Origin of the sequence: Ensifer sp., from assembly GCF_031989085.1 — a bacterium.
Classification (GTDB): domain Bacteria; phylum Pseudomonadota; class Alphaproteobacteria; order Rhizobiales; family Rhizobiaceae; genus Ensifer.
Window position 1 is genome coordinate 1 of sequence record NZ_DALZXU010000015.1, and the last position, 26675, is coordinate 26675.

The following is a 26675-nucleotide window of genomic DNA, read 5'->3' on the forward strand; positions in this document are numbered from 1 at the left end:
TAAATGACACTTTTCTGACAAACCCCACAAATCCGGGCTTTCTTCCGCAAAAAAAAGTTTGGCTAGGCCTCCAGCAGCCTGTGGAGACACATTTTGGCCCTCACTTCTTCACAATCCGCCGTTCTAAGCGAATTCATCGGCGCGTCACGCGGGGGCGCACGAGGGTCCGCGAATGCACATATATAGGGCTGTGCACTCCCCTCCCCTTTCCCCCCGGCGGATTTGACTCCCGTGTGTGAAAGATGCACATCTTCGCGCAACGTATCGCCTGCAAGAATACGGCAAGAGAAATCAGGGGCCCCCAGCTCGGAATGATCACCGACAAGAAAATGGTCCGGTCGCTCGGCGACCAACCGCCGATCCTTGCGGACGGCCGGCGCGCGCCAGACAGGCGCGAGATCTCGTTGCGCTGGCTTTCCGGCACGTTCCTGACCGGCATCACTTCCAGTCTTCTTATGGGCGTCGCCCTCTTCGCAGCGCTCGACGGCCGCCAGCAGCTGGCAATCCCGGCCGAAGCCTATGCAGCACTCGACGCCTCGAATGGCGGAACCGCCCCTGTCAATGCCAAGCGCGGCGACCGCATCCTTTCGCCCAACATCGTTGCCAAGCCGGCCGACAAGACCGTCATGGAAGTCTCGACGATGATCCATGACGGCGAGAAGGAAGTGGTGCGCAAGCAGCCCTTCGTTCACGTCAAGATGGCGCTTGCCGCCAACCACCAGGTTTCCGACAGCTATCCGGACTTCGATCCGCTGGCGATCTTTTCCACCGACGACGCCGATGCCGAGCCGCAGGTCGCGCGCACCGGCACGCTCTATGGCTCCAATGTCGATTCCGAGGTGGCGCTGAAGACGGTCGATTTCCCGATCAATGGCTCCAACCTCACCTTCGACAGCTCGATGTCGCTCGACGAAGTCGAAGAGAACGTGCGCACCAACGGTTCGGTCCTGACCGAAGGCAGCACCCAGGTTGCTTCGTTGTTCTATGTCGACCCGCAACGCTTCGCCTCCGACAGCGACGGCCTCGACCTGCTTCAGGGACTGACGGCGCGCATCGTCGAGCAGAACAAGAGCGATGCGGCCTATGAGAGCATCAACGAGCAAAGCACCGAATATGCCGACGACATCATTCCGGTGCGTCGCAAGACCGACATCGCCGCCGTCATGGTCAATGCCGGCTATGCCAAGGCGCAGGCCGAAGACGCGGCCGGCTACATCGGCGACGCGCTCGGCGCCAAGGAGCTGAACGACGGCGACGTTCTGCGCATCGGCATCATCCAGAAGGGCGAGGAGGCGCGCATCGTTCGCGCCACCATCTATTCGCGCAATCGCCATGTGTTGACGATGGCAGTCGACGACGGCGGCCGCTTCGTGCCGGGCGCCGAACCGGCCAAGCTCGATGCCGTCGCAACGGCGTTCGACGACAACGGCACCCCGACGATCACGAGCACCCACGATCTGCCGCGCGTCTATGACGGCATCTACCGTGCAGCGCTCTCCTATGGCATGAGCGCCGACATGGTCGGTCTCGTCGTCAAGCTGCTCGCGAGCAATGTCGACTTCCAGGCGCAGCTGAAGCCGACGGACTCGCTCGAAGCCTTCTTCTCCGTCACCGACGATCGCGGCATGGCAACGGCGGAATCCGAGCTGCTCTATGTCCGGGCGAAATTCGGCGATGCCGAGACGACGTTCTATCGCTTCCAGGATCCCGACGACAATTCGATCGACTACTTCAACAGCGAAGGCAAGAGCATCCGCCAGTTCCTGCTGCGCAACCCCGTGCCGAACGGCCACTTCCGTTCCGGCTTCGGCATGCGTCGCCACCCGATCCTCGGCTTCTCGCGCATGCACACCGGCGTCGACTGGGCCGCCCCCCGCGGCACGCCGATCATCGCTGCCGGCAACGGCACGGTGGAAAAGGCAGGCTGGGATTCCGGCGGATACGGCAACCAGACGCTGATCCGTCATGCCAACGGCTATGTCTCGTCCTATAATCACCAGAGCGCGATCGCCAAGACCGTCAAGGCCGGCTCGAAAGTGGTCCAGGGCCAGGTGATCGGCTGGGTCGGCACGACAGGTCTTTCGACCGGTCCGCACCTGCACTACGAACTGATCGTCAACGGCAACAAGGTCGACCCGCTGCGCATCCGCCTGCCGGGTGGCAAATCGCTCGACGGCGACGCGCTCGCGAAGTTCGAGAAGGAACGCGACCGCATCGACGAACTCTTGAACAAGGACGGCAACGGCAGCGAAGTCGCCAGCAAGTAGCCTCTGGCAAGGAGCCCGCGCAGATGTGGGCGGCCCCTCCCCCGCAGACCGACGCTTCAATCTCAACTGCATAACGCAAAAGGCCGCCCCGAAGGGCGGCCTTTCGATTTTCGCGCCTTACGCGGCTTCCTTCTCCGCGCCGGCGCCACGCTTGAAGTTCAGCCGGTCGGACCCGGCCAGAACCTTGATGGTGGATCCATCCGGGAACTCGCCCTGCAGGATCTTTTCGGCGAGCGGGTCCTGAAGATACTTCTGGATCGCCCGCTTCAACGGGCGTGCCCCATAGGCGGGGTCGTAGCCCTTGTCGGCGAGGAACGCCCTTGCATCGTCCTCCAGCTCCAGCGAGATCTTGCGCTCGGACAGGAGTTTGAGCAGACGTGCCAGCTGGATATCGACGATCGCCCCCATTTCCGAGCGGCGCAGCCGGTGGAACAGGATGATCTCGTCGACGCGGTTCAAGAACTCCGGCCGGAAGGCCGACTTGACGACATCCATCACCTGGTCGCGGACCACATCGCTGTCTTCGTTTTCGCCGAGCCCGACCAGATATTCGGCGCCCAGGTTCGAGGTCATGATGATCATCGTGTTGCGGAAGTCGACGGTGCGGCCCTGACCATCGGTCAGGCGGCCGTCATCGAGCACCTGCAGGAGCACGTTGAAGACATCCGGATGCGCCTTCTCGATTTCGTCGAACAGCACGACCTGATAGGGCCGGCGGCGGACGGATTCGGTCAGAGCGCCACCTTCCTCGTAGCCGACATAGCCCGGAGGTGCGCCGATCAGCCGGGCAACCGAGTGCTTTTCCATGTATTCCGACATGTCGACGCGCAGGAGCGCCGTCTCGTCGTCGAACAGGAAACGCGCCAGCGCCTTGGTCAGCTCGGTCTTGCCGACGCCAGTCGGGCCGAGGAAGATGAACGAGCCGATCGGCCGGTTCGGATCCTGAAGGCCGGCACGGGCGCGACGAACGGCGCGCGACACCGCCTGCACGGCATCACCCTGGCCGACGACCCATTTCGCCAGCTCGTCTTCCATCCGAAGCAGCTTGTCGCGCTCGCCTTCCAGCATCTTGTCGACCGGAATGCCGGTCCAACGCGAAACGATATGGGCGATGTTGTCGGGGGTCACGACCTCCTGCACCATCGGATTGGCGTTGGCGTTCTCCTGGCTTTCCGCATCCGCAAGCTCCTTTTCGAGCTTGGGGATGAGGCCATAGGTCAACTCGCCGGCACGCTGGAACTCGCCCTTGCGCTGGACGATCGCCAGCTCGTTGCGGGCGTCTTCCAGCTGCTTCTTGAGGTCAGCGGCGCGGCCGAGCTTCTGCTTTTCCGACTGCCAGCGGGCCGTCAGCGCCGATGCCTGCTCTTCGAGCGAGACCACGTCGAGCTCGAGCTTTTCCAGCCGATCCTTCGACGACGTGTCGGTTTCCTTCTTCAGGGCTTCCCGCTCGATCTTCAGCTGCATGATGCGGCGATCGAGCTCGTCGAGCTCCTCGGGCTTGGAATCCACCTGCATGCGCAGCCGCGAAGCGGCCTCGTCCATCAGGTCGATCGCCTTGTCCGGCAAAAACCGGTCGGTGATATAGCGGTTGGAAAGGGTCGCAGCCGCGACGAGAGCGGAATCGGAGATCCGCACCTTGTGATGCTGTTCGTACTTTTCCTTCAGGCCGCGCAGGATCGAGATCGTATCCTCGACCGTCGGCTCCTCGACCATGACAGGCTGGAAGCGGCGGGCAAGGGCTGCGTCCTTTTCGACGTGCTTGCGGTATTCATCGAGCGTGGTCGCACCGACGCAATGCAATTCACCGCGCGCAAGGGCCGGCTTCAGGAGGTTGGAGGCATCCATCGCCCCATCGGCCTTGCCGGCACCGACCAACGTGTGCATTTCGTCGATGAACAGGATGATCTCGCCGTTTTCCGCCTGCACTTCGTTGAGCACGGCCTTCAGCCGCTCTTCGAATTCGCCTCGGTACTTTGCACCTGCGATCAACGCGCCCATGTCGAGCGCCATCAGTTGCTTGTCCTTGAGGCTTTCCGGCACGTCGCCATTGACGATGCGCAGGGCAAGCCCCTCGGCGATCGCCGTCTTGCCGACGCCCGGCTCACCGATCAGGACCGGATTGTTCTTCGTCCGGCGCGACAGCACCTGGATCGTGCGACGGATTTCATCGTCGCGGCCGATGACCGGGTCGAGCTTGCCTTCACGCGCATCGGCCGTCAGGTCGCGCGCATATTTCTTCAGGCTGTCGAAGCCCTGCTCGGCATTGGCGCTGTCGGCCGTTCGACCCTTGCGGATGTCGTTGATGACCTGATTGAGCTTGGTCGGCGTCACGCCGGCCTTCTTCAGGACGTCGGCCGTGGCAGCGGTGCTTTCGATCGCCAATGCAAGCAGCAGGCGCTCGACGGTCACGAAGCTGTCGCCCGCCTTTTTGGCCGCCTCTTCCGCGCTGGAAAACACGCGCGCGAGCGGCTGCGACAGATAGACGGAACCATTGCCGCCGGAAACCTTCGGCAGCTTTGCAAGGGCGGCATCATTGCCGGCACGCGCTTCGCGCACGTCGCCTCCGGCGCGCTCGATCAGCGAGGCGGCCATGCCCTGGTCGTCGTCGAGCAGCACTTTCAGCACATGCTCGGGCGTGAACTGCTGGTGGCCCTGTGCCAGCGCATAGGTCTGCGCCGATTGCAGGAAACCGCGTACCCGTTCGGAATATTTCTCGATATTCATGTCTTACCTCCGTAGCCCAACAGGCCCGCGTCGCGGCACCCGCTGGTGTTTCAGGATCAGGCTCCCGCATTCGGCGAGCCTGTCATCGGGCGTTGACCCGCACCTTGCGCGGGATCAACACGTCCGAAGCGAATATGGGGCAGCGGTTTTGGAAATTAAAGGGATGATTGCATGTCACAAATAGGAAATCTTCCCAACTGACGAGACGACCACGCATGAACATCATGCGCGGTCGCCTGCAGCCGGATCGGTGGCATCGCGGCCTCGGCCCGGGACGCGCTGCCCGGGCGGCGGACGAAAGCTCAGTGGCCGGCAAACGTCGTGCCGAACTCCTTCATCCGCGAGACATAATAGGCGGGCTCGATCAGCACTTCCGGCAGGTAAAGACCCGCCTTCGGCGCCTCGCCGCCGGCAAGGCCGAGCATGCGTTCGACCGCGAGCGCCACACCGAGCGCCGTCAGCGGCGCCTGGCCTTCAGGGTGCACGATCTCATGCCTGCGCACTACCTGCTCCCCGGTCTTCGACCGTCCCTCGATTTCGAGCGCGATTTCTGTCGAGAACGGCTCGCCGCGCCTTCGGCTGGCGGAAACGCTGTAGGCCATATCCAGGCGGATTTCCTTGGCACCGGTTCTGGCGGCGAGCGCCATGACGTCAAAGGGCGAATAGGCCACGGCATCGAGTTCGACGCCGTCGACGCTGGTGTAGCGCGCGTTCGCCTCCTGCCCGCTCACCCAGTGCAGCTTGCCGTCCTTGACCGTGAGCGAGGCCGGCGCGGTTCCGGTAATGCGGTTGTAATCGGCAAGTGCTGCCGGCCCGCCCATGTCCTCTTCGTCAAGGAGCACGCCGATGCGGATCGCGTCGACGGTCTCGTAGGATGAAAGCGCGTCGAGCACCGGGAAGATGGCGGCACCTGCCAGCCAATGGCTGGCGAGCAGGATCGGGGCCTTGTCCGGCGCATGGATATACTGTGCGACCTCGGGCCCGATCTCGAATGTTCCGCTGGAGACGCTGACATAGGGGATGCCCTTTTGCTGGGCGTAACGCATCGAGGTCAGCCTCTCGTCCTTGACGAAGATCACCACGGCGCTGAAGGCCGCATCGGCGGCAAGGCCGAGATCGGCGCGGTCGAGATCGATCCGCACACCGTTTGCCCCGCCAACTTCGCTGGCGATCGCCTGCGCCCGGCCAAGATCCCGGCCGCCGATTGCAAGCGGCAGATCGGGGTACAGCCGGCGGATCGCCTTGGCCGCCTGCGACCCGACGACGCCGGAACCGCCGATGATCAGGACGGGTGAGAACTTGCTCGACATGTTCATATCTCCTAGACGGGAAGGAGGTCGGCTTTCTTTACCAACCTACTAATGGTAAGTTACTAACAGTAGATAAGTGGTGAAAATGCCGCGTCAAGGGCCTTTGATATTTTATCAGAGGACGTGGACGACCGAGGAGTGCAGCCGATGGCCAAGACGGCGATCAGGAAACTACCCAAACCCGAACGACGAGCCCAGCTCATCGAAACGGCCAAGGAAATCCTGAGGGAATGTGGTGCGGATGCCCTGACCCTCGGGCACCTTGCCGAGCGCGCCGGCGTCAGCAAACCGATCGCCTATGAGCACTTTGGCACCCGCGAAGGACTGCTGATCGCGCTGTCGCACGAGATCGAGGAGCGTCATACGACGAAGCTGAAGAAGGCGCTGTCGCAAACGCCGGCAGACCTCCCGTCGATCGCCGGTACCATCGCTGCCACCTACATCGAATGTGCGGCAGAAAACGGATCGGAATGGCAGGCAATGTCGAGCGCGCTGCGCGGCAATGCCGAGATGGACCGCGTGCAGCAGGAACTTGCCGACGACTATGTCGCGCTCATTGCCGCAGCCGTCGCTCCCCACTCCCGCCTCGCCGACAGCGACCTGCGCCTGCGCTGTGCCGGCATTGCCGGTGCTGCGGAAACCATTGCGCGTGAATTCGTGCGTGGCAGGGCAACCGAAGGCGATGCGGCGGTCAACCTCGCCGCACTGATCGTCAACGGCGTCGCGTGAGGCAAAGCCCGGCGCCGGCAGTCCCCGGCACCCGGTCGAATGCAGGGCAACAAAAAACCCGGCCGCAAGGCGGACCGGGCTTTTATCGCTGCTTCCACAGGGCCGCAATCGCGGCCCTTCGAAACCTTACTCGGACTCGGCCAGTGCCGGAGCTTCCGGAGGCGTTTCGCCCTCGCCGGCTGCGTCATCGCCTGCAGTGCGGCGCGGACGGCGCGGGCGCGGGGCGCTGCGGCGACGCGAAGCCGCACGGCCGGACGCCGCAGGCGTTTCTTCTTCCATAGCCACTTCGGCCGGCGTGCCTTCGATGACGGGCTGCGGACCCGAACCGTCAATCACCGGCTGATGCTCGACAACCACGGGCGCGGGCTGAGCTGCGACCGGAGCCGGTGCTTCGTCGGCGTAGCCCTGATCCAGATCGTCCTGATCCTGGTCCTGGTCGTTGCCATCCTGGCCGCGGAAATCCTGGCGCTCTTCGCGCTGGAAGCGATCCTGCATCTGCGCCTGCGCGGCGGCAATGATGCGGTTGTAGTGTTCTGCATGCTGAAGATAGTTTTCAGCGATAACACGGTCACCGGAGCTCTGCGCGTCACGGGCAAGTGCCGAATACTTCTCGGCTATATGCTGCGCAGTACCGCGAATCTTCACGTCCGGACCTGAACTATCATAGGTCCGTGTCAGGGGGTTGGATCCCTTGCGGTTATGATTGTTGTTGTTTCCGTTGTTGTTACTGTTGTTGTTATTATTATTGTTATTCCGCCCGCGGCCGCGCTTGTTTTGCTGTCCTGGCCTCATAGTACATTCACCCGAATTCTCTTGATAATGATGATCATGTGGTTTCGTCTTCCGGCCGGATATGTCCGCGCCCGACACAGCGCACGCCGGTGAGCCCGCACATTTGGCGGCTTCGGCGCCGACTGGCGTCAAATTAACAGCTACCTGCACAAGGCACTGTTGAACCCTAGCAACTCTTTCTTGAGAGCAATCCCCGTGGCCAGGTCATACCGGAACGAATCTTAGGTCCATGACCATCTGCCCAGTGCGCGGGCAAACTAGCCCGCTTCCTCTGGGATTCCAAGCCCTTTCTTTGCGTCCGCAAGAAAGAAGATGCGCTATTGCAGCATTTTTCAACGCTCGGAGCGACGCTCGAAGATCAGCACCCGGTCGTTACCGCCCAGATCCTTGGCTTCTTCGCGCAAACGGAAGTTCTCGGCATGAAACAATGCCGTAACTGCCTCTCTCTGATCGAAACCGATTTCCAAACCTATCACGCCGTTTGTCTCAAGATGATGACCGGCATGAAGGGCGATGGCACGATAGGCATCAAGGCCGTCGTCTCCGCCATCGAGCGCTGCGGCTGGATCGTGCAATCGCACTTCCGGCTCAAGCTCTGCGACAACACTGGACCTTATATAAGGCGGATTTGAGACGATCGCGTCGAAGCGACCCTCCACCTTCTCGAACCAGTTGCTGCTAAGCGCTTGGAAGCGCTCCGAAAGACCGAGCGCCTCGGCATTCGCGCGCGCCGTCGCCAGCGCATCGTCGGATATATCGGTAGCCGTGCCGCGCGCGTCAAGGACGTTCGCAAGCAGCGCCAGCACGATTGCGCCGGTCCCCGTCCCGAGGTCCAGGATCCGGCAGCTGCCCTTGGCCGCAACGGTCCGGCGCAGGTACGGGATCATGCGATCGACGAGCGTCTCGGTATCCGGCCGCGGCTCGAGCGTTTCGCGCGACAGCTTCAGCGGCAGACCGAAGAATTCCCGCTCGCCGAGAATGCGATAGACCGGCTCTCGCGCGATCCGCCGCTCGACAGCGGCGCCGACCCTGGCGATATCCGCCTCCGACACCACGTCCCTGCCCCGGGTCACGACATCGGTCAGCGAAAGCCCGAGCAGGCCCGAAATCAGATGGCGCGCATCGAGCGCCGCATGCTCGATGCCGGCCGCCGTCAGGCGGTCCCGGCTCTCGGATACGAGGCGCGCGAGCGTTGATGCCATCGCGATCAGCCTCGCTGCTCGCCCAGGAGCGCCAGCTGGCTCGCCTGATAGTCGGCCAGGAGCGCATCCACGACTTCGTCGATTTCGCCCATCATCATCCGGTCGAGCTTGTAGAGCGTCAGGTTGATGCGGTGATCGGTGACGCGGCCCTGCGGGAAATTGTATGTGCGGATACGCTCGGAACGATCGCCGGAACCCACCTGGCTCTTTCGGTCGGCCGAACGCTCGCTATCGGCGCGCTGGCGCTCCATGTCGTAGAGCCGCGACCGCAGAACCTGCATCGCCTTGGCGCGGTTCTGGTGCTGCGACTTTTCCGAACTGGTGACGACCAGGCCGGTCGGAAGATGGGTGATGCGTACCGCGGAGTCAGTCGTGTTGACGTGCTGTCCGCCGGCACCCGACGAGCGCATGGTGTCGATGCGGATGTCCTCGGGGCGAACCTCGATGTCGATCTCCTCGGCTTCGGGCAGTACGGCGACGGTTGCCGCCGACGTGTGAATACGGCCGCTCGCCTCGGTTTCCGGCACCCGCTGGACGCGGTGCACGCCGGATTCGAATTTCAGCCGCGCGAACACGCCGCGACCGGAGACGGTGGCGATGATTTCCTTGAACCCGCCGGCTTCACCTTCGCTGGATGACAGCACTTCGACCTTCCAGCCCTTGCCAGCAGCGTAGCGCTCGTACATCCGGAAGAGATCGCCGGCAAAAAGCGCCGCCTCGGATCCGCCGGTTCCGGCGCGAATTTCAAGGATCGCGCTCTTCTCGTCGGCCGCATCCTTCGGCAGCAGCAGGATCTGGATTTCCTGTTCAAGCTGCTCGATTGTCTCGAGCACGTCAGGCTTTTCCATCTCCGCCAGGTCGCGCATGTCCTTGTCGGTCGTCCTGTCGGCCAACATGGCGTTGATATCGGCAAGCTCCGCCGTCGCCTTCTCGTAGGCGCGGATCTTCGTCACGACAGGCTGCAGCTCGGAATATTCCGACGCCAGTTTCACATAGACGTCGGCCGCCGGCCCCGCGGACATGCGGGCCTCGATCTCGCTGAACCGACGTTCCAGTTCGCGCATTTTTTCGATGGGAAGCTTTGCCAAGTGTCACTCCAAATGCGCTTCGCCTCGCCCGGATCATTGCCCGGACGAGCACAAAAACGCTTCAAATCTATCTAAACCGGGATGCCGTTCGCCGCAGCGAAATCGATCAGGATCTGGCGAACCGGCGTCTGGTCGCGCGTGTCGTCGAGGGCGGCGTTCAGGGCCTCGCTGAGCTTGCCGGCGTCGAGGGCGAGAAGCATCGCCTTGATCGGCCCGACCGCCGTCGGCGACATCGACACCGAGCGATAGCCGAGACCAAGCAGCGCCATGGCGGACAACGGCTTGCTCGCCATCTCGCCGCACAGGGTCACGGGCGTCTGGTGGCGCTCTCCACCGCGCACGATGTCGCGCAGGATCCGCAGAAACGGCCGCCCGAGCACATCGAAACGATCGGAGACGCGCGCATTGCCGCGGTCGACCGCCATGGCGAACTGGAACAGATCGTTCGAGCCGACGGAAACGAAATCGACTTCGCTCATCAGTTCGTCGAGCTGCCACAGCAGCGCCGGCACTTCGAGCATGGCGCCGAACTGCAGCTTGCGCGGCAGCTGTTCGCCGAGCTTCGACTGGCGCTCGATTTCCTTTTGCAGGAGCTCGCGCGCTTCCTTCAGCTCCGAGACTTCCGTCACCATCGGCAACATCAGCTTCAGCTCGAGGCCGGCCGCCGCACGCAGCATGGCGCGCAGCTGGGTGCGCAGCAGTCCGGGCCGGTCGAGAGAAAGGCGGATCGCCCGCCAGCCGAGCGCCGGATTTTCCTCTTCCGCCGCACGGAAGTAAGGAACCACCTTGTCGCCGCCGATATCGAGCGTGCGGAAGGTGACCGGCTTGTTGCCGGTCTGCTTCAGGACGCTGCGGTAGAAGGCTTCCTGCTCTTCCGCCTTCGGCATGGTCGAGGCGATCATGAACTGCAGCTCGGTGCGGAAAAGGCCGATGCCTTCGGCGCCCGCTTCGTTGAGATGCGGCAGGTCGACTAGAAGGCCGGCATTCATCTGCAATGTGATGCGCTTGCCGTCCTTGGTCAGCGGCTCGACGTCCTTCAGCGCCCGGAACTGGGCCTGGCGGCGGGCGCGGAAGCGCACCTTTTCCTCATAGGCGCGCTGCAGGTCGGCCAGAGGGCGCAGGTGCACCTTGGCGTCGTCGCCATCGATGATGACGGCGTCGCGATTTTCGGCAAGCGCGACGACACCCGCTGCCTGGCCGACGACCGGAATGCCCATGGCACGGGCGACGATGACCACGTGGCTGGTGACGGCGCCTTCTTCGAGGACCAGGCCGCGAACGTTTTCGCGCGGATAATCGAGAAGTTCGGCGGCACCCATGGCACGGGCGACGACGACCGCATCGGTCGGGAAATCGCTTGCAGAAAGCTTGGCGCCATAGCCCGACAACTGGCGCAGGAGCCGATTGGCGAGGTCGTCGAAATCATGCATGCGCTCGCGCAGATACGGATCCGTCAGCCGGATCATCCGCGCCTTGGTCTCGCTCTGCACCCGCTCGACCGCAGCCTCCGCGGTCAGGCCGTTGCGGATCGCCTCTTCGAGTTTCCGCACCCAGCCGCGGTCATGGGCAAACATCCGGTAGGTCTCGAGCACCGCGCGGTGCTCGCCCTCCATCGACACTTCGCGCCGCGACAGCATGTCGTCGATCGAGATCCGGAGCGATCCCAGCGCCTCGGCCAACCGCTGCAGCTCCTGGTCCGTATCCTCGTTCAGAAGATTGGTGACGACGATCCTCGGTTCGTGCAGCACGACATAACCAAGGCCGATGCCTTCGCCGTAGCTGTTGCCGTCGATCGAAACCGGGCGGGACAGGTCGAGCTCGAGGCCCGGCTTGGTGATCTTCTTCAGCTCGCCGGTCGCGACCATTTCGGCCAGAACCATGGCGGTGGTTTCCAGTGCCTCGACCTCGTCTTCCCTATAGTTGCGCTGCGCCTTGTTCTGTACGACGAGAACGCCGAGCGCGCGCCCGGTGCGCAGGATCGGCACGCCGAGGAACGAGTGATAGATCTCTTCGCCGGTCTCCGGCAGGTAGGTGAAGGCGGGATGCGCCTGGGCGTCGGACAGATTGAGCGGACGCGCGGAAGCGGCAATGGTGCCGACAAGGCCCTGGCCCATCTTCAACTGCGCCAGGTGGACGGCGGTCTTGTTCAGACCTTCGGTCGCGTAGAGTTCGAGCACCCCGTCGGAACGCAGCACATAGACCGAACACACTTCCGCGACCATGTTCTGTGCGATCTGACGCACGATCCGGTCAAGGCGCTCCTGTGGCTCGAGCGGTTCCGCCATCAGTTCGCGCAACCGCTTGAGGAGAACGCGCGGACCTGCGGAAAGGTCTCTCATCGCGTGGGGTCCCCCGAAAAAGAGTAGACGACGGCGGCGGAAGAATTCGCAGCCAAAACTGCTGCGAATCCCAAATCAGTCACCTCAGAATTAACTCTTATCGAGACCGTAGGCGGAATGCAAAGTGCGAACTGCCAATTCCGCATAGGGTCCGTCGATCAGGATGGAGATCTTGATTTCGGAGGTGGTGATCGCCTTGATGTTGATGCCCTTGTCGGCAAGCGCCCGGAAGGCCGAGGCGGCAACGCCGGCGTGGCTGCGCATGCCGATGCCGATCACCGAGACCTTGACGAGGCCTGCTTCCGACTGGATCACGTCGTAGCCGATCTTGTCCTTGTTGTCGCCGAGCACGCGCAGCGCCTTGTCGACGTCGCCGGAGGGAACGGTGAAGGTCATGTCGGTCTTCGAACCGTCTTCCGAGATGTTCTGGACGATCATGTCGACATTGATATGGGCTTCGGCCAGCGGCCCGAAGATCGCCGCGGAAACGCCCGGCCGGTCGGAAAGACGGCGCAGCGAAATCTGGGCTTCATCCTTGGCATAGGCAATGCCGGTTACGACTTCCTGTTCCACGATTTCTTCCTCATCACAAATCAGCGTGCCGGGCGGATTGAGAAGGTCACCCATGCCCGGCGCATCGGGATCCTCGAAAGACGAGCGCACGAAGGTGCGAACCTTGTGCACCATGGCAAGCTCGACCGAGCGCACCTGCAGCACCTTGGCGCCGAGCGATGCCATTTCCAGCATTTCCTCGAACGCGATCTTCTTCAGACGCCGCGCCTTCGGCTCGATGCGCGGGTCGGTCGTGTAGACGCCATCGACGTCGGTATAGATGTCGCAACGGTCGGCCTTGACGGCTGCCGCGATCGCGACCGCCGATGTGTCGGAGCCGCCGCGACCGAGCGTCGCCAGGCGGTTGTCCGGGCCAAGACCCTGGAAGCCGGCGACCACGGCCACCTGGCCCTCGCCCATGCGGCGGATGATCTCGGCGCCCTCGATGTCGAGGATGCGCGCTGCGCCATGGGCGTTGTCGGTGCGGATCGGGATCTGCCAGCCCTGCCAGGAGCGCGCATTGATGCCCATCGACTGCAGCGCGATCGCCAGAAGCCCCGACGTCACCTGCTCGCCCGAGGCGACGATGGCGTCATATTCGCGCGCGTCGTAGAACGGCGCGTTGCTGCCGGCGACCTTGGGCATGTTCTGCACCCAGCCGACCAGCTCGTTGGTCTTGCCGGACATGGCGGAAACGACGACCGCGACCTCGTGGCCGGCATCGACTTCACGTTTCACATGGCGGGCAACGTTGTGAATGCGGTCCAAATCAGCGACGGAAGTTCCGCCGAATTTCATCACGATGCGTGCCATTTCGCCTCTACCGGTACCGAATGTTTGCGCGTGAGCGCGTGACAGGAAAGCGCCCCCGTCGGCGCCCGACGGTCAAAAAGCTTGGGAGACTTCTCGGACATCGGCCAATCACCGCTTCGGGGAGCGGAAAGTCGCGGCGTCTCTTAGCGGATCGGGGGACGAGGCGCAATGGCAAGAAGGCAGGAATAAGGCTCGCCGAGCACGTAAGGCCAGCAGCGCCGGATGGTCGATGTTCAATCCGGACGGCCAACATTTGCGACTTGAAATTGCAGCGTCGCCAGCTAGGCTGCTCGCATCTTCGGAGAGGGTCCGCTGATGCAGCCATCGCTGAGCCATGCCGCCGCGCGACACGCGCGCCGGATCTTCCTTGCAACCGCCGTCCTCCTCGGCGCAACGGTCGCAGCCGGCGCCGCCGATTTCGACTTGCAGCGCATGGCGCCGGACCGCGACTGGACGGTGATTGTCAGCCCCTATGTCTGGGCAGCCAGCCTGAAGGGAAGCGCCTCGCTTGCCGGCTTCGATACCGATGTCGACGTCCCCTTCTCCGATACGTTGGAGCACCTCGATCTCGCAGCCATGGGCAATATCGAGCTGACCAACGGCCAATGGGGCGCCTATTTCGATGGCCAGTATGTGCGCACCAGCCAGGACGAGCAGGTGCAAGCCCATGAGATCGGCCTCGATATCCGCATGACCTGGCTGGCAGCCGGCGTCTTCTACAAAGCCTACGAGGCCGAGCTTGGCGGCGACACGGTGTTCGGCAAGCCCCGCACCTTTTCGATCGAGCCGACCGTCGGCCTGCGTTGGACCAAGCTCGAAGCCGACGTTTCGGCCTTCGGCCTCAAGGCGACCAAAAGCGCCAACTGGACGGACCCCTTCGTCGGCGTTCGCTTGAACGGCGATCTCGATGAGCGCTGGAACCTGGTCGGCGAGGTCGATGTCGGCGGCTTCGATGTCGGCTCCAAGCTAAGCGTCAACGCCCAGGCCTATCTCGGCTACCGGACCGACATGCTCGGGCATCCGACGATCCTGCGCGGCGGCTATCGCATGCTCTATCAGGATTACGAGAACGACGACTTCACCGGCGCCAACAAATTCCGCTGGGATGTCAATGAACACGGGCCGGTACTCGGCTTCTCGATGCTGTTCTAGAGCGCCATCCGCATCAGGAGTTAAGCATGACCATCAAGGCCATCCGCACCGCCAAAGCCCTTGCTACCACTGCCCTTGCATCCCTGCTCGCGTTTGCCCAGCCGGCGGAGGCCTGCACCCGCTTCGTCTATCTCGGCCCCAACGACAACATCATCACCGCGCGGTCGATGGACTGGAAAAGCGATGTCGCGACCAATCTCTGGGTGCTGCCGCGCGGCATCAAGCGCAACGGCCAGGCAGGCCCCAACTCCTTCGAATGGACGGCGAAATACGGCAGCGTCGTTGCAACGGGGTACGACGTTTCAACCACCGACGGCGTCAACGAGGCCGGCCTCAACGCCAATCTCCTGTGGCTGGTGGAATCCGAATATCCGAAATTCGATCAGTCGAAACCGGGCCTGACGATCGCCGCCTGGGCGCAATACGTGCTCGACAGTTTCGAAACCGTGGAAGAGGCGGTGGCCGCGCTGGAGAAGGAGCCTTTCACCATCGTCACCGACAACGTGCCTGGCGAAAACCGGCTGACGACGCTGCACCTCTCGATCTCCGATCGCACCGGTGATAGCGCGATCGTCGAATATATCGGCGGCAAGCAGGTGATCCATCACGACCGCAAGTATCAGGTCATGACCAATTCTCCGACCTTCGACCAGCAACTCGCTCTCAACAGCTACTGGAAGCAGATCGGCGGTACCGTCATGCTGCCGGGGACCAACCGCGCCTCCGACCGCTTTGCGCGTGCATCGTTCTACGTCAACGCCATTCCCAAGGAAGAGGATGCCAACCGAGCCCTTGCCAGCGTCTTCAGCGTGATCCGCAACGTCTCGGTGCCTTACGGCCTCAATACGCCAGAGGAGCCGAACATTTCTTCGACCCGCTGGCGCACCGTCGTCGATCACAAGCGAAAGCTCTATTTCTTCGAGTCGGCGCTGACCCCGAACACCTTCTGGGTCGACCTCAACAAGATCGACTTCTCCGAAACGACCGGCAAGGTGATGAAGCTCGACCTCGGAGACAACCAGGATCACACCTATTCCGGCGACGCCACCGGCGACTTCAAGCAGGCCGAACCGTTCAAGTTCCTTGGCCTGCAGATGTAGCGGCAGACCGTCGGGCTCGACGTGTCCTCTTGAAAGCGACACGCACCGATGGTAAGTACGCAGCGCAACTCGATTGTGAAAGGAGGGCTGCGTTGTGATGACATTTTTCCGGCACCACCGCCAGCGTGGCCCCGTCAACGCCCTGCAGATGCGTTTGCAGGGCTGACCGGTACAATCGCTTCGCGTCTTCGCGAACCTTATCCCTGGTCTGCCCCAGTGTGGTGCGGCTGAAAACCGTTTTGGTTTGAACGCCCGCGCCGTGTTTCCATACCGAGCTTACGTGGCCCGAAGACTGCGCGATATCGTGCATCGGGTCAGACATTCCGCCCAACCCGGCACATGCTTGCCGCCCGTGGATGTCAGCCGTCGCTCGCGCAGACCAGAGAACGACCATGGCCTTGATCAATATCCGCAACCTCGGCGTCACACTCAGCACGTCGCTCTTTTCCAATCTCAATCTTTCGATTGCCGCCGGCGATCGCCTCGGCATCGTTGCCGCCAATGGCCGCGGCAAGTCCACCCTGCTGCGCTCGGTCGGCGGCAGCTTCGAGCCAACGGTAGGCGAGATCACCCGCTCGCGCGGCCTGACCGTCGGCCATGTCGAGCAGAACGTGCCGACAGCGCTCTTGCCGTTGTCATTCCACGAGGCAGTCCTGTCGGCGCTGTCGAGCGAGCAGGCCGACAGCGAAAGCTGGCGCGTCGATATCGTGCTCGACGATCTCGCGGTGCCAGACGCGCTTCGCCAGCGCCCGGTCGCCGAGTTGAGCGGTGGCTGGCAGCGGCTGGCGCTCATTGCCCGCGTCTGGGTGACCGATCCCGATGCCCTGCTTCTGGACGAGCCGACCAACCATCTCGACCTTGCCAAGATCGGACGGCTCGAATCCTGGCTGAACGCTCTACCGCGCGATGTGCCAGTGCTGATCGCCAGCCACGACCGCGCCTTCCTCGACGCCACCACCAACCGCACTCTGTTCCTGCGCCCTGATCAGTCACCGGTGTTTGCACTGCCCTATTCGCGTGCACGAGATGCGGTCGATGAGCTCGACGCATCGGAGGAGCGGCGCTACCAGCGCGACATGAAGGTGGCGCAGCAACTGAGAAGGCAGGCAGCCAAGCTCAACAATATCGGCATCAACTCCGGCAGCGATCTCTTGACCGTGAAGACCAAGCAGCTGCGCCAGCGCGCCGACCGATTGGAGGATGCGGCCAAGCCCGCCCACCAGGAGCGTTCGGCCGGTGCCATCCGGCTCGCCAATCGCGGGACGCATGCCAAAATTCTCGTCACGCTCGACGATGTCCAGGTGGAAACACCCGATGGAATCCCGCTTTTCCGCACCGGAAAACGCTGGATCTGCCAGGGTGACCGCATCGTCCTGCTCGGCGAGAACGGCGCCGGCAAGACACGGCTGGTCAATCTCATTCGTACTGCCATTGAGGACCCGGCACGCGCGCCCGAAACGTTGAAGGCCACGCCTTCCCTGGTGCTCGGCTATAGCGACCAGGCGCTTTCGGGGCTTTCGGACAAGGAAAGCCCGCTTGCCGCCCTCTCCCGCCGGTTCTCGCTGAGCGACCCCAAAGTGCGTTCGCTGCTCGCCGGCGCCGGCGTCGGCATCGACATGCAGGACAAGCCGGTCGGCAGGCTGTCGGGCGGCCAGAAGGCGCGTCTGGCGATGCTGGTGCTGCGCCTGCGCGAGCCCAACTTCTACCTGCTCGACGAGCCGACCAACCATCTCGACATCGAGGGCCAGGAGGCGCTCGAGGACGAGCTGATGAAGAACGAGGTCAGCTGCCTCCTGGTGTCCCACGACCGCAGTTTCGTGCGCAACGTCGGCGATCGTTTCTGGCTGATCGAGAAGCGAAAGCTCGTCGAGGTCGAAGATCCCGAGGATTTCTTCGCGGCAGCCGCGCAGGCAGACCCCGCCTGATCGACCTGTGGCGCGCGGCAATCGTCGCGCGCCGCCATTTGACGGCGGCGCCTTCGCCGCCTAACCTTCCGCTTCCACATGGAGGAAGCCCGCATGAAAATCAGCGCCCGCAATCGCTTCAAGGGTAAGATCGTCGATGTCGTCAAAGGGGCGACGACCGCGCATGTGCGCATCGATCTCGGTGGCGGCGCCATCGTCACGGCCTCGATCACCAATGAGGCTGTCGACGAACTCGGCCTCAAGGTCGGCGGCGACGCCTATGCCGTCATCAAGGCATCCGACGTGATGGTCGCGATCGACTGAGCGCTCACGCCTTCTTGCAATAGTGGGCGGTGCCCGTGTCCCCGGTCTCGAAATCGCCCGGCTGCGGCGGCGCGATCGGCTTGAACAGCGTGCGGTCGGGCTTCAGGTCGAGGAGCGGCGTGCCGTCGAGGCAATCGAGCCCGCGCACCAGCAGCACATTGCCCTCGACGGCTTCCAGCTTGACGATCGACGTCCCGATCGGGTTCGGCCTAACCGGCGAGCGCAGGGCAAAGGTGCCGTGCGTTTCACCATTGTTGGCCGGGCTCTGCAGCACGAGGTCGCGGCGCGACCGGTCCAGCCAATAGAGAATTTCCAGCCGTTCGAAGCGCTCGACACCCTTCAGCGCCTCGACCCACGGCGCAAAGATCTCGATCCGGCAGATCGGACCGTCATGGCGTCCCTGGCGCGGGCAACCAAGCCGTGAGACCCATGGTGTCGAAATGTGACCGATGAAGGTCAGCCCCGCGTCGGTTGCCTCGGGTGGCGTGATCGAGACTTCGTTTTCCCGGATTTCATTTTCGCGAACCATGCCGCAGTCCTTTCGTCAGGTCTTGTTTCGTGGTGCGCAGAGGCGTGCGTCGCTGCCGGCAAGGGTGCCGATCACCACATCGATGTCATAAAGTTGCTTGAGCGCGTCGGCTGTCAGCACCGCTTCGGGTGGACCAAGTGCCGCGATCCTGGATTGGAACACCAACGCCACCCGGTCGGCCACCCGAAACGCGTGGTCGGGATTGTGGGTCGACAGGACGATCGAGACGCCCTCGCCGGCTAGCTCGCGCACCCGGTCGAGCACCCGCATCTGGTGGCCGTAGTCGAGGCTCGCCGTCGGCTCGTCCATGACCAGGGTGGACGGCTCCTGCGCGAGCGCCCGGGCGATCAGCGCAATCTGGCGTTCGCCGCCGCTGATCTCGGTATAGGCACGGCTTGCCAGGTGGCCGATGCCGAGCCGTTCCAGCGTGGCCGCAGCCACCTCGCGATCCCGGCGGCCGGGCGTTGCAAACAGGCCGACATGCGGCGCACGGCCCATCAGTACGAGATCTTCGACCGTGAAGGGAAAAAGGGCTGCATGGGCCTGCGGCACATAGGCGATGCGCGACGCCCGCTCACGGCCAGACCACGCGCCGATCGGCCGGCCGTCGAGACGGATTGTTCCAGCGCGCAAGGGAACGAGCCCGAGCAAGGTCTTGAACAACGTCGTCTTGCCGGCGCCGTTCGGCCCGAACAGCACCAGCACTTCGTTTTCCTCGAGTGTGAAGCTGATGTCCTGGCCGACCAGGCGGCCGCCATAGCCAAAGGCGATTTGGTCGACATCCAGTCTCATTGCCAGCCCTTTCGCCCTGACGCGAGCAGAAAGAGGAAGAACGGCGCACCGACGGTCGCCGTCAGTATACCGAGTGGCACCTCGATCAGCGCGATGCTGCGCGCCAGCATGTCGGCAACCAGCAGATAGGCGGCACCCAGCGCCATCGAGACCGGCAGGAGCCGGACAAAATCCGGGCCGACGATGAGGCGCGCCACATGCGGGATGACGAGGCCGATCCAACCGATGATCCCGGTGATCGAAACGGCGGCAGCCGTGATCAGCGTTGCCGCAAGCACCAGTACCACGCGCAGCCGTCCGGTATCGATGCCGAGAGCCTTTGCCTCTTCCTCGCCGAGGGTCATGACATTCATCCGCCAGCGCAGGAGAAACAGCGCGATGATGCCGACGACAAGCGCCGGAAGGATGGAGATGATGTCGTCCGACGTGACCGACGCCAGGCTGCCGAGCAGCCAGTAGGTAATGGCCGGCAGCTGATCGTAGGGATCGGCGAGGATCTTGATCAGCGATATGCCGGCGCCGACGAGCGCACCGACGGCGATGCCCGCAAGCACGAGGACGAGCACGGGATCGCGATTGCGGATCGCGGCTGCGACCGCATAGACCGACAGGACGGCAATCAGCCCGCCGGCGAAACTCAGCAACTGGATGACGCCGACCGGCAGCGACAGAAAGATGCCGACCACGGCGCCGAAGCTCGCGCCGGCGGAAACGCCGAGGATATCGGGCGAGACCAGCGGATTGCGAAACAGGCCCTGATAGGTGGCACCGGCCGCTGCAAGGGCCGCGCCGACAGCAAGACCGGCGAGCACCCGCGGCAGGCGGATGTGCCAGAAGACCGTCGCCACCGTCTCATCCGCCGGCGCACCGCCAAGCCATGCCCGGATCTCGGTAAAGAGATCCGAGAGGCCGGCGTCGAACTTGCCGATGGTCATCGACAGAACCGCGAGTGCCAACAGCCCGGCGATCGCAAGCAGAAACGCCGGGCCGACCGATCGGCGCCTCGATATCCTGCGTTGCGTCATTGCGTTGCCGGCAGGGCGCCCTTGAGCAGCGCCGCCAGTTGCGCGTGGTCAAGGTCCACCTGGTAGAAGAGCTTGTAGAACGCCCGCGTCTCGGCCTTCAGGTCCCCCTTGTAGTGATCACCGTAAAGCAACGCCTCGAGCCAGCGGATGCCGATCAGGCGGTTGATGCCCGGCGGTGAATCGAACCAGCCGAAGGGCAGCGACGGCGCGTTGAACACCTGCCCCTTCGCGACCGCCTCAACCTTGCTCCACACCGGATCGGCCGCAACAGACCCGGCGAACTTCGGGCTTGCGGCGATGATCACCTCCGGGTTCCAGGCGAGCACCTGTTCCGGCGACACCTGGGTCAGACTGCCTTTCCCGGCGGCGGCGGCGACATTGACGGCACCGGCGGCCTCGAGAATTTCGAGATTGATCGAGCCGGCAAGGCCCGTCTCCAGTCCGTCGGGACCGCGGCCGTAATAGACCCGCGGGCGCTTGTCCGCCGGCACCGTCGCCAGGGTGTCGCCCAGCTGCTTCAGCGTCTCGTCGGCATAGTCGGCAAGCTTGCCGGCCCGCTCCTCGGCACCGAGCATCACGCCGAGGCTGCGCAGGGTCTCGGCGCTCTTGCCGAAGGAACCGTCGATCAGCACATAGGGAATGCCGGTCTGGCTTTGCACCTTGTCGGCAAGCGAGGCATAGGTCGCGTCCACCGTGCCGACGTCGATGATGACGTCGGGCTTGGCAGCCAGTACCGCCTCGATGTTCGCCGTTCCACCCTTGCCCGTCAGCCGGCCATAGGTCGGCAGGCCGCGCACCGCCTCGATCAGATAGGGCTTTTCATCCGCCTTCGGCTCGCGCACCCAGCCCGCCAGTTTTTCCGGCGCAATCGCATAGATCAGCACCGATGCCGGCGGACCGGCCGCCAGCACCTTGCCGATATGATCGGGAAGCTCGACCGTGCGGCCGGCGGCATCTGTGAACGGTTTCGCCTCGACGCCAAATGGTATCAGGGCAAGAAGGGCGCCGATGGCGCCGGCAAGGTATCTGATCATGGTTGAAGCCTGTTCATGGGGTGCGGACGATGTTTCGGGCGCGACTATGGCACAGCGTTATATCCGTTGGAATATCTCGATTGATACCCTCGCTCAGGTGCCAAGCTCTTTGCAGCGAATGCGAACCTTGACTGGCGGGTGCTATCGGGCGATATCGGGGGCATGTGCGAACATGACGTCCATATCGTTGCGCGTTCGGCCGGCATCCCAACAGGCGGGATGCAGGGCGATAGAGCACGCTGACGAAAGAGCGTTCGCGCACCTGCAGCCTCGCCGGAAACGGACGGGGTTCTTCTTTTGACGGGTGCGCCGTCCATCGGCATTTTGATGGAGAATGAAATGGCACAGAACATCTACGACAAACCGGAATTTTTCGAAGGCTACAGCCAGCTCGGTCGATCCGTGCATGGCCTTAACGGTGCGGCCGAATGGCCTGCAATCCGCGCCGTCCTGCCGGATCTGGCAGGCAAGCGCGTGGTCGACCTCGGCTGCGGCTTCGGCTGGTTCTCGCGCTTCGCACGCGAACAGGGAGCCGCCCGCGTCCTCGGGCTCGACCTGTCGGAAAACATGATCGCCCGCGCCCGGCGCGACACCACTGATCCGGCAATCGAATACGGCATTGCCGATCTCGACCAACTGACGCTCGAACCGGGCGCCTTCGACGTCGCCTACAGCTCGCTCGCCTTTCACTATGTGGAAGATTTTGACCGACTGGTCCGGGCTATCCATTCAGCACTCGTGCCGGGTTCGCACCTGGTTTTCACCATCGAGCACCCGATCTACATGGCCTCGCTCACGCCGGGCTGGCAGATTGGCGAAGATGGTGGCAAGCGCTGGCCGGTGGATCACTATTCCGTCGAGGGACGGCGCACGACGGACTGGCTCGCCAAGGGCGTCGTCAAGTATCACCGCACCATCGGCACGACGCTCAACGCCCTGATCAATGGCGGCTTCGCCATCCGCCATGTCGAGGAATGGCGCCCGACATCGGCACAGATCGAAGCCAATCCGGACCTTGCCGAAGAGATGGAACGGCCGATGATCCTGATCGTCGACGCCCAGAGATAAAGGGCGGCAGCCCGGGCCGGCGACGTGCCCGGGCTTCTTTCTGTGCCACTGCGCGCCTTCATGCCGGGCGACCTGTCCGCAACCAGCCGATCGCCCGATTTCGCTGTCTATCGACGCGGGGCTTATCGATGGCCTCGACGCGGCACCGACTTGCCATCAGACGCACATCAATCCGGCCAGTGATGCTGACGCCTGTCGACGTTTGGAGCGCCTGCAGCTATTGGTATCATAACAAAACCACTTGCAAAATAAAACCAGTATTGCAATGATCCGTCCATCGACGAAACTCGCCACAACGGGCGGCACGCGAAATAAGGGAGACGGAAATGCGCAAGGTCATCATGTGGGATATGGTCAGTGTCGACGGTTTCTTCGAGGCACCGGGTCACGACATCAGCTGGTTCGTCTTCGAGGACGAGCTTGCAGCCTATATCGGCGAGACCCAGCGCGAAGGCGATACGCTGCTATTCGGTCGGGTGACTTACGAAATGATGGCATCCTATTGGCCATCGGCCGAAGGCGAAATCGCCACCTACATGAACGGCGCCGAGAAATACGTCTTCTCCCGTTCATTGAAGAGCGCCGACTGGCGCAATACCACCCTCGTATCCGGCGATGCCATAGCGCAGGTCGAACGGCTGAAGGCGCTCGACGGCGGAACGATCTTCGTCTTTGGCAGCGCAGATTTTGCCGCAGGACTGGTCGAAAAGGGCCTCGTCGACGAGTATCGCCTTGGCATCAATCCCGTGCTGCTTGGCAGCGGCGTCCCGCTTTTCCAATCCGTGCCGAAGCGCACCAGCCTCAAGCTCACCCATGCACGGCCGCTCAAATCCGGCGTCGTCATCCTGCATTACCAGCCGCAGGCGGACGCCTGAGCAAATGCACCCGGCCACGCGGTGAACGCGGGGGCATCCTTGCCCCATGCGCTGTTGTGGCCACGGTACGCCTCTTGACATCCCTGCCCGATCGTCCGACTTCATCAGGCAGAATGAAGGAGACGGCAGCATGAGCGAGACAGCGCGCACGACGATCGACCAGAGCGAGGTAGACCGCTTTTCGGCCATGGCCGCCGAGTGGTGGGACCCGACGGGCAAGTTCAGGCCGCTGCACAAGTTCAACCCGGTGCGCCTCGCCTATATCCGCGATCGGGTCGCCGAGCATTTCGGACGCGATCCCAGGGCGCCGCAGCCGCTGAAAGGCCTGCGCCTGCTCGATATCGGTTGCGGCGGTGGCCTGCTGTCGGAGCCGATGGCACGCATGGGCGCCGACGTCGTCGGCGCCGACGCCTCGGAAAAGAACATCGGCATTGCCAAAACCCATGCGGCCGGCAGCGGCGTTGCCGTCGATTATCGCGCTGTCACCGCCGAAGCCCTTGCCGACGCGGGCGAAAGTTTCGACATCGTCCTCAACATGGAAGTGGTCGAGCATGTCGCCGACGTCGACTTCTTCATGACCACCTGCGCCCATATGGTCCGCCCCGGCGGAATGATGTTCGTCGCCACCATCAACCGCACGATGAAGGCGGCCGCACTTGCGATCTTCGCCGCTGAAAACGTGCTGCGCTGGCTGCCGCGCGGCACCCATCAATATGAAAAGCTGGTGCGTCCCGAGGAACTGGAAAAACCCCTTGTGGCAAGCGGCCTCGAAGTCACCGAGCGCACCGGCGTGTTCTTCAACCCGCTGTCCAACCAGTGGAACCTGTCGAAGGACATGGACGTCAACTACATGATCGTCGCCAAGCGCCCGCTTTGACGGCCGGAAAGCCAGACGCGCAAAGAGCGGCTGACAGTCAGAAACCCTCCCGCGAAGGACATCGCCGGAGGGTTTTTCGTTTTGCCCAAAGGCAGCCTCAGGCAATCGCCGGGCGCACCTGCCATTCGTGCGTGAGCAGCGCGTAAATGTATTCGTCGCCCCACTGGCCGTTGAAAAGGTCGTTCTGGATGAGATGGGCTTCGCGGCGCATGCCCAGACGCTCGACGACGCCGACTGAGCCGGCATTGAGGGGGTCAAGACGCGCGAAGATCCGGTGGAAGTCGAGCCGGCGAAAGCCGAGATCGAGCGCTGCCCGCATCGCCTCGGTCGCATAGCCCTTGCCCGCGAATGCCGGACTGAAGATGTAGCCGGTTTCGGCCTGCCGCGCCGCCTTGCTGGCGAGTTTTAACAGCACCTCGCCGACGAGCGCGCCATCCTCGACGCGTTCGACGGCAAAGACCGCGACGTCGCCGTCCTCTTCGAGACGCGGGTTGCTCGCCTTTGCAAATTTTGCGCGGGCGCCCTCTTCGTCGAGTGGATCGGCATAGAGATAACGATAGACCTCCGGCAGGCGGTGATAGGCATAAAATCCGTCGAAATCTTCAGGCGTAAAATGCCGGATCACCAGGCGATCGGTGGAAAGTCGGATATCGGAAAGATCCATTGCTCATAAAATCCCGTATTGCAAAGACCGGAAAATGGGAAGCAAGGACCTGATATTAAAGGGTCTTTCCCGAATTTTGTCTGGGGAGACCAAATCAGATGGCACAGGCGGGCGTTTCGGCCCGCCGCTCAGTTGACCTCGTCGGGCAGGACCGGCAGGGGCGCGATCGCGATCCCCTCCTCGAGCAGCGCCACCGCCTCCTCCACCGTTGCCTGGCCGATGAGGCCGCGCTCGTCCGCCTCGCCGTAGTGGATCTTGCGCGCCTCTTCGGGAAAGCGGGTGCCGACATCCTCGGCATTGTCGCGTACCGTTTTGACGAGCTCGCGGATCTTGGCGATGGTTTCCTTCTGCGCCTGGTCCATGACCAGCGCCCGCGTCGCTTCCTTCTTGCGCGCCGTTGCCACAGATGGCGCCATCAGTTGCTTGGCGACGGCGGTGGAATTGCAGGTCGGGCAGGAGACGAGCTTGCGCTCGACCTGACGGTCGAAATCGTCACTCGACGAGAACCAGCCTTCGAAGGCATGGCCCTGATCGCAGGAAATCGTATAGCGGATCAAGCGGCAACGCCTCCCTTGCCGGCGGGCAGGACATGATCCAGCGCAAAGGTGCGGGCATTCCTGAGGTTCGGGATCTTGGCGCGGGCCGCATGCACGGCAGCGACATCGATATCCGCAAGCACGATGCCTTCGCCGGCAGCACCGGCGGCGGCAAGCACCTTGCCCCAGGGGTCGACGATCATCGAATGACCGAAGGTTTCGCGCCCATCCTCATGAACGCCGCCCTGTGCGGCGGCAATGACGAAGAAGCCGTTCTCGATGGCCCGTGCGCGCAGCAGGATTTCCCAATGCGCCTCGCCGGTCTGGCGGGTAAAGGCTGCCGGCACCGACATGACCTCGACCCCTGCGACCGCCTGCTGGCGAAACAGTTCGGGAAAGCGCACGTCGTAGCAGATGGCAAAGCCGAGCTTGCCGAAACCGAGCTCCGCCAAACGCGCCGTCGCACCCGGCGTGTAGGCGGCACTCTCGCGCCAGCTCTCGCCATTGTCGAGATCGACGTCGAACATGTGGATCTTGTCGTAGTCGCAGATCTTGGTTCCATCCGGACCAAACAGGAAGCCGCGATTGGCGATCTTGCCATCGGCAAGCGCAATGGCTGTCGAGCCGACATGCAGATGAATGCCGAGTTCGCGCGCAAGTCCTGCCGCTTCGCTGAAGATGAGGTCGTTCGCCTCGTCCTTGAGCACGGCCCGCAGGCCGGCGCGATCACGCTGCAGCGCTCCGGTCATCTCCGGCGTCTGGATATAGGTGGCGCCATGGCTTGCGGCCTCGCGCACCAGCCGCGCCATCGTCCCGGCGTTTCTCGCCGGATCGACACCGGAACACATCTGGATGGCGGCGGCCTTGAAGGTCATTGCAGTCGGGCTCCTTGGAGCGTCCCCTGGCAAGTCCGACGCGGCTTTCCGTCAGGGATTTCTGAGCGATACGCGGATGGAGCGCTTCTGTCGCTCCGTCCACG

General features: G+C 63.2%; 23 protein-coding genes. 9 read left to right on the plus strand and 14 right to left on the minus strand.

The features are described 5' to 3' along the window. Positions 1-311: 311 nt before the first annotated feature. Positions 312-2267: a M23 family metallopeptidase gene (locus tag RTP54_RS30115; RefSeq protein ID WP_112811741.1), complete on the plus strand. Its 1956-nt coding sequence runs from the start codon at positions 312-314 to the stop codon at positions 2265-2267. Positions 2268-2384: 117 nt separating this feature from the next. Here RTP54_RS30115 and clpB read toward each other — a convergent pair whose 3' ends face one another. Together clpB and RTP54_RS30125 are read right to left on the minus strand one after the other, a co-directional pair. Next, complete coding sequence (gene clpB, locus RTP54_RS30120) at positions 2385-4991, minus strand: ATP-dependent chaperone ClpB (RefSeq protein WP_112811742.1); 2607 nt, start codon at positions 4989-4991, stop codon at positions 2385-2387. 302 nt (positions 4992-5293) lie between these two features. Then, the gene (locus RTP54_RS30125) at positions 5294-6301 is read right to left on the minus strand and encodes an NAD(P)-dependent oxidoreductase (protein WP_312367690.1); all 1008 of its coding nucleotides are present in this window, start codon (positions 6299-6301) and stop codon (positions 5294-5296) included. A gap of 147 nt (positions 6302-6448) precedes the next feature. Between RTP54_RS30125 and RTP54_RS30130 the strand changes: the two genes are divergently transcribed. Further along, complete coding sequence (locus RTP54_RS30130; RefSeq protein ID WP_312367692.1) at positions 6449-7030, plus strand: TetR/AcrR family transcriptional regulator; 582 nt, start codon at positions 6449-6451, stop codon at positions 7028-7030. A gap of 126 nt (positions 7031-7156) precedes the next feature. Here the strand turns inward: RTP54_RS30130 and RTP54_RS30135 are convergent, their stop codons facing one another. The 5 genes from RTP54_RS30135 to RTP54_RS30155 form a co-directional block, all read right to left on the minus strand. After that, positions 7157-7822, minus strand: a complete 666-nt coding sequence (locus RTP54_RS30135) for a DUF4167 domain-containing protein (RefSeq protein WP_112811744.1) — start codon at positions 7820-7822, stop codon at positions 7157-7159. A 332-nt stretch (positions 7823-8154) separates the two neighbouring features. Further along, positions 8155-9024, minus strand: a complete 870-nt coding sequence (gene prmC, locus RTP54_RS30140; protein WP_112811745.1) for a peptide chain release factor N(5)-glutamine methyltransferase — start codon at positions 9022-9024, stop codon at positions 8155-8157. Between the two features lie 5 nt (positions 9025-9029). Beyond that, positions 9030-10112, minus strand: a complete 1083-nt coding sequence (gene prfA / locus RTP54_RS30145) for a peptide chain release factor 1 (protein ID WP_312367695.1) — start codon at positions 10110-10112, stop codon at positions 9030-9032. Between the two features lie 71 nt (positions 10113-10183). Beyond that, positions 10184-12451: a phosphoenolpyruvate--protein phosphotransferase gene (ptsP, locus tag RTP54_RS30150; protein WP_112811747.1), complete on the minus strand. Its 2268-nt coding sequence runs from the start codon at positions 12449-12451 to the stop codon at positions 10184-10186. A gap of 90 nt (positions 12452-12541) precedes the next feature. Then, positions 12542-13816: an aspartate kinase gene (locus RTP54_RS30155; RefSeq protein WP_112811748.1), complete on the minus strand. Its 1275-nt coding sequence runs from the start codon at positions 13814-13816 to the stop codon at positions 12542-12544. A 315-nt stretch (positions 13817-14131) separates the two neighbouring features. Between RTP54_RS30155 and RTP54_RS30160 the strand changes: the two genes are divergently transcribed. The 4 genes from RTP54_RS30160 to RTP54_RS30175 all read left to right on the plus strand — a co-directional run bounded on the left by RTP54_RS30160 (position 14132) and on the right by RTP54_RS30175 (position 18296). Beyond that, entirely contained in the window at positions 14132-14968 is an 837-nt protein-coding gene (locus RTP54_RS30160) for a hypothetical protein (RefSeq protein ID WP_312367696.1), read from the plus strand. A gap of 26 nt (positions 14969-14994) precedes the next feature. Continuing rightward, positions 14995-16068 carry a linear amide C-N hydrolase gene (locus RTP54_RS30165; RefSeq protein WP_312367697.1) on the plus strand — a complete coding sequence of 358 codons (1074 nt, stop codon included), beginning with the start codon at positions 14995-14997 and terminating at the stop codon, positions 16066-16068. A gap of 392 nt (positions 16069-16460) precedes the next feature. Further along, complete coding sequence (locus RTP54_RS30170; protein WP_312367698.1) at positions 16461-17993, plus strand: ABC-F family ATP-binding cassette domain-containing protein; 1533 nt, start codon at positions 16461-16463, stop codon at positions 17991-17993. A gap of 93 nt (positions 17994-18086) precedes the next feature. Beyond that, entirely contained in the window at positions 18087-18296 is a 210-nt protein-coding gene (locus RTP54_RS30175; protein ID WP_112811750.1) for a molybdopterin-binding protein, read from the plus strand. A 4-nt stretch (positions 18297-18300) separates the two neighbouring features. Here the strand turns inward: RTP54_RS30175 and tsaA are convergent, their stop codons facing one another. From tsaA to RTP54_RS30195, 4 genes are read right to left on the minus strand one after another with little or no spacing between them, the layout of a single operon-like run. After that, entirely contained in the window at positions 18301-18825 is a 525-nt protein-coding gene (gene tsaA, locus RTP54_RS30180) for a tRNA (N6-threonylcarbamoyladenosine(37)-N6)-methyltransferase TrmO (RefSeq protein WP_112811751.1), read from the minus strand. Between the two features lie 15 nt (positions 18826-18840). After that, on the minus strand, positions 18841-19617 hold the full coding sequence (locus RTP54_RS30185; RefSeq protein WP_312367699.1) for an ABC transporter ATP-binding protein: 777 nt from the start codon (positions 19615-19617) through the stop codon (positions 18841-18843). After that, positions 19614-20642 (minus strand): iron ABC transporter permease, encoded by a 1029-nt coding sequence (locus tag RTP54_RS30190; RefSeq protein WP_312367700.1) that lies wholly within the window; start codon positions 20640-20642, stop codon positions 19614-19616. The genes RTP54_RS30185 and RTP54_RS30190 overlap by 4 nt, the downstream gene beginning before the upstream one ends. Continuing rightward, a complete protein-coding gene (locus tag RTP54_RS30195; protein ID WP_312367701.1) occupies positions 20639-21676 on the minus strand; it encodes an iron ABC transporter substrate-binding protein in 1038 nt (345 codons plus the stop codon). Before RTP54_RS30195 ends, RTP54_RS30190 begins: the two co-directional genes overlap by 4 nt. Before the next feature lie 339 nt (positions 21677-22015). Here RTP54_RS30195 and RTP54_RS30200 point away from each other — a divergent pair, with 339 nt between their 5' ends. The 3 genes from RTP54_RS30200 (at position 22016) to ubiG (ending at position 24496) form a co-directional block, all read left to right on the plus strand. Next, positions 22016-22744: a class I SAM-dependent methyltransferase gene (locus tag RTP54_RS30200; RefSeq protein WP_312367702.1), complete on the plus strand. Its 729-nt coding sequence runs from the start codon at positions 22016-22018 to the stop codon at positions 22742-22744. A 326-nt stretch (positions 22745-23070) separates the two neighbouring features. Continuing rightward, positions 23071-23619 (plus strand): dihydrofolate reductase family protein, encoded by a 549-nt coding sequence (locus RTP54_RS30205; RefSeq protein ID WP_112811755.1) that lies wholly within the window; start codon positions 23071-23073, stop codon positions 23617-23619. A 130-nt stretch (positions 23620-23749) separates the two neighbouring features. After that, positions 23750-24496 carry a bifunctional 2-polyprenyl-6-hydroxyphenol methylase/3-demethylubiquinol 3-O-methyltransferase UbiG gene (ubiG, locus tag RTP54_RS30210; RefSeq protein ID WP_112811756.1) on the plus strand — a complete coding sequence of 249 codons (747 nt, stop codon included), beginning with the start codon at positions 23750-23752 and terminating at the stop codon, positions 24494-24496. 97 nt (positions 24497-24593) lie between these two features. Here ubiG and RTP54_RS30215 read toward each other — a convergent pair whose 3' ends face one another. The 3 genes from RTP54_RS30215 to RTP54_RS30225 all read right to left on the minus strand — a co-directional run bounded on the left by RTP54_RS30215 (position 24594) and on the right by RTP54_RS30225 (position 26571). Continuing rightward, entirely contained in the window at positions 24594-25160 is a 567-nt protein-coding gene (locus RTP54_RS30215) for a GNAT family N-acetyltransferase (RefSeq protein WP_312367706.1), read from the minus strand. 128 nt (positions 25161-25288) lie between these two features. Beyond that, positions 25289-25717: a DUF1178 family protein gene (locus RTP54_RS30220; protein ID WP_112818524.1), complete on the minus strand. Its 429-nt coding sequence runs from the start codon at positions 25715-25717 to the stop codon at positions 25289-25291. Next, positions 25714-26571 carry a carbon-nitrogen hydrolase family protein gene (locus tag RTP54_RS30225; RefSeq protein WP_312367708.1) on the minus strand — a complete coding sequence of 286 codons (858 nt, stop codon included), beginning with the start codon at positions 26569-26571 and terminating at the stop codon, positions 25714-25716. Before RTP54_RS30225 ends, RTP54_RS30220 begins: the two co-directional genes overlap by 4 nt. Between the last annotated feature and the right edge of the window lie 104 nt (positions 26572-26675).